A 6,183-nucleotide genomic window follows, 5' to 3' on the forward strand; every position below is an offset into this window, starting at 1 on the left:
CGTCTCATCGCGCCGGGTATAAGGTAAGAGCAATTGACATGTTAAGAGGTGGGGTCTAGTTATGAATATTACGATAGATTTGAAAGAGAATGATACACTGGTACAAGCTAAAATCAGCGGAGAAATTGATGCATATACGGCTCCGAAGCTAAGAGAATCATTATTCCCGCTTTCTGAAAAAGAGGCAGTTGAAATGGTTGTGGACCTTTCGGAAGTATCTTATATGGACAGTACAGGATTAGGCGTTTTTGTCGGGGTTTTCAAAAATGTACGCTCCAACAATGGCAAGTTTCAGATTGTCGGCCTTTCTGAACGTCTGAAAAGACTGTTCGAAATTACGGGCCTAGCCGATATTATTGATATTAACAGCCAGATTGAGGGTGGGGTACAATGAATCAACCGTTTGATTACTTAGAAATGAAAATTCCGGCCAAGCCCGAGTTTGTCGGAGTTATCCGGCTGACATTGTCAGGCATTGCAAGCCGAATGGGATTTTCTTATGATGAAATAGAAGATTTGAAAATCGCGACAAGTGAAGCTTGCACAAACGCTGTGCAGCATGCTTATAAAACGAGCGAAAAAGGTGAAGTGGTTATTGGCTTTGGCCTATATAACGACCGTCTCGAGGTTATGGTGGCTGACAGCGGTAAAAGCTTTGACTTCCAATCTGCACGCGAAGGCATCGGTCCCTATGATCAAACGGATTCTGTCGAATTTCTGCGTGAAGGAGGACTGGGCCTTTACTTGATCGAAACATTGATGGACGAGGTTAGAATCCATCATAAAGAGGGTGTGACGGTCTTTATGACCAAGTACCTGGAAGGAGAGCAGGTGGAGAGGGATGCAGAAACAATCTCAACCTAACCAGAGATCCAAAGAAGAAATAAACGAATTAATCAAAGCCTACCAGGAAAACCAGGATGAAGAAGCCCAGGAGATACTGGTAAGAAACTATAAAGCCCTGGTTGAGACAATAGCCAGGAAGTACTCAAAGGGACGCTCTTATCATGAGGATATCGCACAAGTGGGAATCATTGGCCTTCTGGGGGCCATACGCCGCTATGATGAAACCTTCGGGAAAAGCTTTGAAGCTTTTGCTGTCCCGACGATTATTGGGGAAATCAAGCGATTCCTGCGCGATAAAACATGGAGTGTTCATGTACCTCGCCGGATAAAGGAATTGGGGCCGAAGATCAAAACAACGGTCGAAGAACTGACGACCCAGCTCCACCGTTCACCAAGGGTTGATGAAATAGCGGATGAAATCGGGGTCTCCGAAGAGGAAGTGCTGGAAGCAATGGAAATGGGCAAGAGCTATCAGGCCCTTTCTGTCGATCACTCCATTGAAGCCGATTCTGATGGAGGGACGGTTACCCTTTTAGATATTGTAGGTAATGTGGATGAAGGATTCGAAAAGGTCAATCAGCGAATGGTACTTGAAAGAGTGCTCCATGTCCTGACAGACCGTGAAAAACAAATCATTCAATACACCTATCTGGAGAATATGAGCCAAAAAGATGCCGGCGACAAGCTTGGGATTTCCCAAATGCATGTGTCAAGGCTGCAGAGAAGGGCCATTAAAAAGCTCCAGGAAGCGATCAATGCTGAAAGCAATAACTCGGAGTGCCTTTCATGACGCATATTGTCAAAGATAATCTTGAGGTCCTCGCTCATCAGACAGCAAAAGAAGGAAAATCTCAATGTGGGGATGGCTATTTTTTTACAGCAACAGAGGAATACTTTGTCTGTGTCCTGGCAGATGGACTGGGAAGCGGCCAATATGCCCATGAAGCTTCTTCTGCTGTCATCCAGGTGGTAGAAGAAAACCATCAGGAAGATGTTGATACCCTTATGAAGCTGTGCAATAAAGTGCTGGTTCAGAAAAGGGGAGCGGCAGTTTCGGTATTCAAGGTTGATCTTATCAATAAAGAATTTGTATATAGCTGTGTCGGGAATATCAGATTCTTTTTGTATTCAGCAGCAGGCAAATTGACTTATCCGCTCCCAGTAACAGGATATCTGTCCGGAAGGCCGCAGGTGTTCAATACACAGCGGTTCAATTATGAAGCCAAATCCAAATTTCTTATCCACTCGGATGGCTTTAATATCAGCGGAGTAAAGTCCCTGCTCAAAAGCTTTATGCCGATTGATTGTATTGCCGAAGAGATTAAAAGCAAATACTCAAACAGCACTGATGATTCGACCTTTATTATTGGGAGCCTGCTCTAATGAGAGCCGGCTTTTTTTCTTTGTTTGGGAAACTTCAATACATTTGATAAAATAGTGGTAGAAAATCGAAGGTTGTGGGGGATTGAATTTGGAGAAGACTGCACATAAACAGGAAGAGATGTTAAAGCTCGTGTCAGCTGAATTGAAGATAAACAGCAAACAGGTGAAAAGTGTCATCAGCCTGCTCGAGGATGGGAATACGGTTCCTTTTATTGCCCGGTACCGGAAAGAGCAGACAGGTGCATTGGATGAGGTGCAAATCCGGGACATCATGGAGAGATGGCAATACATACAGAATCTTGAACAGCGGAAGGAAGAAGTGCTGCGGACGATAGAGGAACAGGGTAAGCTGACGCCGGAGCTTGCTGCCCAAATCGGAAAAGCGGTCAAACTGCAGGAGGTAGAGGATCTGTACCGCCCTTATAAGCAGAAGCGGAGGACAAAGGCTACCCAGGCGAAGGAAAAAGGGCTTGAGCCGTTTGCAGAGTGGATGCTAGCGTTCACTAAAGAACCGGTTGAAGAGAAAGCGGCTGCATTTATTTCTGAGGAAAAAGGTGTGAATACAGCTGAAGAAGCGATTGCTGGTGCCAGGGATATCATTGCTGAAATGGTCTCTGATGATCCGGAAAGCAGAAAATGGATCAGAAGGGAAACCTTCAAAAGCGGTAAAATTGAAACTTCTGTAAAAGATGCAGACAATGATGAGAAAAAGGTCTATGAAATGTATTACGAATATGAGGAGCCGATCAGTAAAATCGTTCCTCACAGAATACTGGCTGTAAACCGCGGAGAAAAGGAAGATATCCTCAGAACGGCAATCCGGCCGAATATAGATATGATGCAGAGCTATTTGAAGAAAAAATGGATCAAGAATCTTTCCTCCCCCTCTGCTGTACCGGTAAGCGAAGCGATTGAGGATGGGTACAAAAGGCTGATCCAGCCGTCCATCGAGCGGGAAATCCGGAATGAATTGACGGAGAAGGCAGAAGAACAGGCCATCCATATATTCTCGGAGAATTTGAGGAACCTCCTGCTTCAGCCGCCTCTTAAAGGAAAGGTTGTTCTTGGGGTGGATCCTGCGTACCGTACAGGCTGCAAACTGGCAGTTGTTGATGAGACGGGAAAAGTAATGGACATTGGCGTTATATATCCTCATCCGCCGGTCTCTAAAACAAAGGATGCAAAAGAAAAAGTAAAACAAATCATTAAAACTTTCAAAGTCGAGATGGTAGCGATCGGAAACGGTACAGCTTCAAGAGAAACCGAGCAATTCATTGCAGATATCCTAAAAGAACTGAGCGGCGATATTTATTATATTATTGTTAACGAAGCCGGGGCGAGTGTTTATTCAGCATCAGACCTTGCCAGGGAAGAATTTCCGGATTTCCAGGTGGAAGAGCGCAGTGCTGTATCTATCGCCCGCCGCCTGCAGGATCCATTGGCCGAGCTGGTGAAAATTGATCCCAAATCTGTAGGGGTAGGCCAATACCAGCATGATGTATCTCAAAAAAGGCTGAGCGAATCCCTTACATTTGTCGTCGAAACAGCCGTAAACCAGGTCGGCGTTAATGTTAATACGGCTTCATCTTCTCTCTTGCAGTATGTGGCAGGATTATCAAAGACAGTTGCCAATAATATTGTTAAGAAAAGAGAGGAAGAAGGCAAATTCCTATCAAGGGTCCAGCTGAAAAAGATTCCCAGACTGGGAGCCAAAACTTATGAGCAAGCTATCGGCTTTCTGCGCATTGCGGGTGGAAAGGAGCCGCTTGACAGGACGAGTATCCACCCGGAGAGCTACCAGGATGCCGTCAAGCTTCTGTCCAGGCTTGGGTTTAAAACAACTGATATTGGATCAGAAGAGCTGAAAGCAGCACTTGCCGGAATTGATATCAAACAAACAGCGGAAGAGCTTGAAACAGGTGAACTGACGCTCAAGGATATCATTGATGCTCTTAGGAGCCCTGCGAGAGATCCGCGAGATGATCTCGCTAAGCCTATCCTTAAAACAGATGTTTTGAAGCTTGAAGATTTAAAGCCTGGCATGGAGCTTCAGGGAACAGTCAGGAATGTAGTAGATTTTGGCGCTTTTGTCGATATCGGCGTAAAGCAGGACGGGCTTGTCCATATATCAAAGCTGCGAAAACAGTTTGTTAAGCATCCACTGGATGTTGTATCGGTGGGAGATGTGGTGACAGTGTGGGTCGACAGTATTGACAGCCAAAAGGGAAGAGTGGCCCTGACCATGCTTTCTGATCAATAATCAATTACAGGAGGAGGAGTGTCAGTATGCGCTCCCCCTTTTTATTAATTCACTGCAAGTGTTTCTTTCTATAGAAATACCAGCACTGGTTCAGCAATTTAATCTGATATCGGTTTTTCTCCAGGAATGCACGCTGAATCTGATTTTGAAACCATGTAGGCATAGGAACCCTCCTGTAGTAAAATCTGTATATATAGCCTATGCAGGGCAAGGTTGTCACGTGAACCTGCGGTGCTGATAAAACAAAGTAAAAAGGGCATAACTAGAAAGGATACAAAGGAATGAACGATCAAGAACTCCAACTGCTGACCGAAAGGATTTCAAAAGAGTATTTTCAAAAGCCATTCCGGCACAAAGCTTATTTTAATCCTCGTTTGCGGACAACCGGAGGCAGATATATTTTAAGCACCCATAATATTGATATAAATAAAAGCTATCTTGATCAGCTGGGAAGAGAAGAGCTGATCGGCATCATCAAGCATGAGTTATGCCATTATCACCTCCATCTGGAGGGGAGGGGATACCAGCATAAAGACAAGGATTTCAGATTGCTGTTAGAACAAGTGGGTGCACCAAGATTTTGCTCTGCTTTACCGGACAGGCCAAAGAGGAAGGCGGCTAAAGTAATTGCCTATACATGCTCAGGCTGCGGCCAGCTCTATAAGAGAAGGCGGTCGATCAATACATCGAAATATGTATGCGGAAAGTGCAGGGGAAGGCTCGTGAAGTCAGGAGAAATCAAGGCAGATTAAGTTTAAATAGTCCTATTAAAACTTTTTCAAAAACATAGTTGACTTTTGGTTTCTGGGTTCTTATAATAGTAAGAGTCGATAAGATGTTAAAGACATTCCGCAGTAGCTCAGTGGTAGAGCATTCGGCTGTTAACCGAACGGTCGCAGGTTCGAGTCCTGCCTGCGGAGCCATATGGGGAAGTACTCAAGTGGCTGAAGAGGCGCCCCTGCTAAGGGTGTAGGTCGGGCAACCGGCGCGAGGGTTCAAATCCCTCCTTCTCCGCCAGATGCAACCTGGTTTTATGATGGCCCCTTGGTCAAGCGGTTAAGACACCGCCCTTTCACGGCGGTAACACGGGTTCGAATCCCGTAGGGGTCACTTGTAAATATATTGTTTTCTTTCTTAAAGATGGTCCCGTGGTGTAGCGGTTAACATGCCTGCCTGTCACGCAGGAGATCGCGGGTTCGATTCCCGTCGGGACCGCCATTTTTCTCAAAAAAACATTGGGCTATAGCCAAGCGGTAAGGCAACGGACTTTGACTCCGTCATGCGTTGGTTCGAATCCAGCTAGCCCAGCCATTTTTGAGCCATTAGCTCAGTCGGTAGAGCATCTGACTTTTAATCAGAGGGTCGAAGGTTCGAGTCCTTCATGGCTCACCATTTAATTTCTATATGCGGGTGTGGCGGAATTGGCAGACGCACCAGACTTAGGATCTGGCGCCGCAAGGCGTGGGGGTTCGACTCCCTTCACCCGCATCAGCATTATTTACCAGTTGATATTTACTTAATTACCTGGTATACTAATTTTTGCTGTCACTTATAATATGCGGTCGTGGCGGAATGGCAGACGCGCTAGGTTGAGGGCCTAGTGGGGGTTAACCCCGTGGAGGTTCAAGTCCTCTCGGCCGCACCAAAAAAACTTATTGACAACCGAAGTTGGTTGTGATAAGATATAAAAGTTG

At 45.5% G+C, this 6,183-nt stretch carries 7 protein-coding genes and 8 tRNA genes; 14 read left to right on the plus strand and 1 reads right to left on the minus strand.

Annotation, left to right across the window (positions count from 1 at the left end; translation table 11 throughout):
* The first annotated feature begins 61 nt into the window (after positions 1-61).
* From N288_RS01485 to N288_RS01505, 5 genes are all read left to right on the plus strand, one after another.
* Positions 62-394: an anti-sigma factor antagonist gene (locus N288_RS01485; protein WP_009795792.1), complete on the plus strand. Its 333-nt coding sequence runs from the start codon at positions 62-64 to the stop codon at positions 392-394.
* Positions 391-864: an anti-sigma B factor RsbW gene (rsbW, locus tag N288_RS01490; protein WP_009795793.1), complete on the plus strand. Its 474-nt coding sequence runs from the start codon at positions 391-393 to the stop codon at positions 862-864. Before N288_RS01485 ends, rsbW begins: the two co-directional genes overlap by 4 nt.
* Positions 842-1,636 (plus strand): RNA polymerase sigma factor SigB, encoded by a 795-nt coding sequence (gene sigB, locus N288_RS01495; RefSeq protein WP_009795794.1) that lies wholly within the window; start codon positions 842-844, stop codon positions 1,634-1,636. Before rsbW ends, sigB begins: the two co-directional genes overlap by 23 nt.
* Positions 1,633-2,229, plus strand: a complete 597-nt coding sequence (locus N288_RS01500) for a PP2C family serine/threonine-protein phosphatase (protein ID WP_009795795.1) — start codon at positions 1,633-1,635, stop codon at positions 2,227-2,229. Before sigB ends, N288_RS01500 begins: the two co-directional genes overlap by 4 nt.
* Before the next feature lie 118 nt (positions 2,230-2,347).
* Positions 2,348-4,489, plus strand: a complete 2,142-nt coding sequence (locus N288_RS01505) for a Tex family protein (RefSeq protein WP_180827443.1) — start codon at positions 2,348-2,350, stop codon at positions 4,487-4,489.
* A 49-nt stretch (positions 4,490-4,538) separates the two neighbouring features.
* Here N288_RS01505 and cmpA read toward each other — a convergent pair whose 3' ends face one another.
* Positions 4,539-4,652, minus strand: a complete 114-nt coding sequence (cmpA, locus tag N288_RS24475; RefSeq protein ID WP_009795797.1) for a cortex morphogenetic protein CmpA — start codon at positions 4,650-4,652, stop codon at positions 4,539-4,541.
* A 118-nt stretch (positions 4,653-4,770) separates the two neighbouring features.
* On the opposite strand from cmpA, the gene N288_RS01510 reads away from it, so the two are divergent.
* From N288_RS01510 to N288_RS01550, 9 genes are all read left to right on the plus strand, one after another.
* Positions 4,771-5,241, plus strand: coding sequence for a SprT family protein (locus tag N288_RS01510; protein ID WP_009795798.1), 471 nt, complete (start codon positions 4,771-4,773; stop codon positions 5,239-5,241).
* Positions 5,242-5,337: 96 nt separating this feature from the next.
* Positions 5,338-5,412, plus strand: a tRNA-Asn gene (locus N288_RS01515).
* Positions 5,413-5,415: 3 nt separating this feature from the next.
* Positions 5,416-5,506 (plus strand) — tRNA-Ser (locus N288_RS01520).
* Between the two features lie 21 nt (positions 5,507-5,527).
* A tRNA-Glu gene (locus N288_RS01525) sits at positions 5,528-5,599 on the plus strand.
* Positions 5,600-5,631: 32 nt separating this feature from the next.
* Positions 5,632-5,707: transfer RNA gene (locus N288_RS01530), tRNA-Asp, on the plus strand.
* Positions 5,708-5,725: 18 nt separating this feature from the next.
* A tRNA-Gln gene (locus tag N288_RS01535) sits at positions 5,726-5,800 on the plus strand.
* A gap of 5 nt (positions 5,801-5,805) precedes the next feature.
* Positions 5,806-5,881 (plus strand) — tRNA-Lys (locus N288_RS01540).
* A 14-nt stretch (positions 5,882-5,895) separates the two neighbouring features.
* Positions 5,896-5,977 (plus strand) — tRNA-Leu (locus N288_RS01545).
* A 70-nt stretch (positions 5,978-6,047) separates the two neighbouring features.
* A tRNA-Leu gene (locus tag N288_RS01550) sits at positions 6,048-6,134 on the plus strand.
* Positions 6,135-6,183 lie beyond the last annotated feature (49 nt).

It is taken from the genome of Bacillus infantis NRRL B-14911 (assembly GCF_000473245.1).
Lineage (GTDB): Bacteria > Bacillota > Bacilli > Bacillales > Cytobacillaceae > Bacillus_AB > Bacillus_AB infantis.

Excerpts from the sequence above, each read along its gene's own strand:
- N288_RS01485 (WP_009795792.1), top strand. The coding sequence starts at position 62 with ATGAATATTACGATAGATTTGAAAGAGAATGATACACTGGTACAAGCT.
- N288_RS01505 (WP_180827443.1), top strand. The coding sequence starts at position 2,348 with ATGTTAAAGCTCGTGTCAGCTGAATTGAAGATAAACAGCAAACAGGTG.
- N288_RS01510 (WP_009795798.1), top strand. The coding sequence starts at position 4,771 with ATGAACGATCAAGAACTCCAACTGCTGACCGAAAGGATTTCAAAAGAG.
- N288_RS01500 (WP_009795795.1), top strand. The coding sequence starts at position 1,633 with ATGACGCATATTGTCAAAGATAATCTTGAGGTCCTCGCTCATCAGACA.
- rsbW (WP_009795793.1), top strand. The coding sequence starts at position 391 with ATGAATCAACCGTTTGATTACTTAGAAATGAAAATTCCGGCCAAGCCC.
- sigB (WP_009795794.1), top strand. The coding sequence starts at position 842 with ATGCAGAAACAATCTCAACCTAACCAGAGATCCAAAGAAGAAATAAAC.
- cmpA (WP_009795797.1), bottom strand. The coding sequence starts at position 4,652 with ATGCCTACATGGTTTCAAAATCAGATTCAGCGTGCATTCCTGGAGAAA.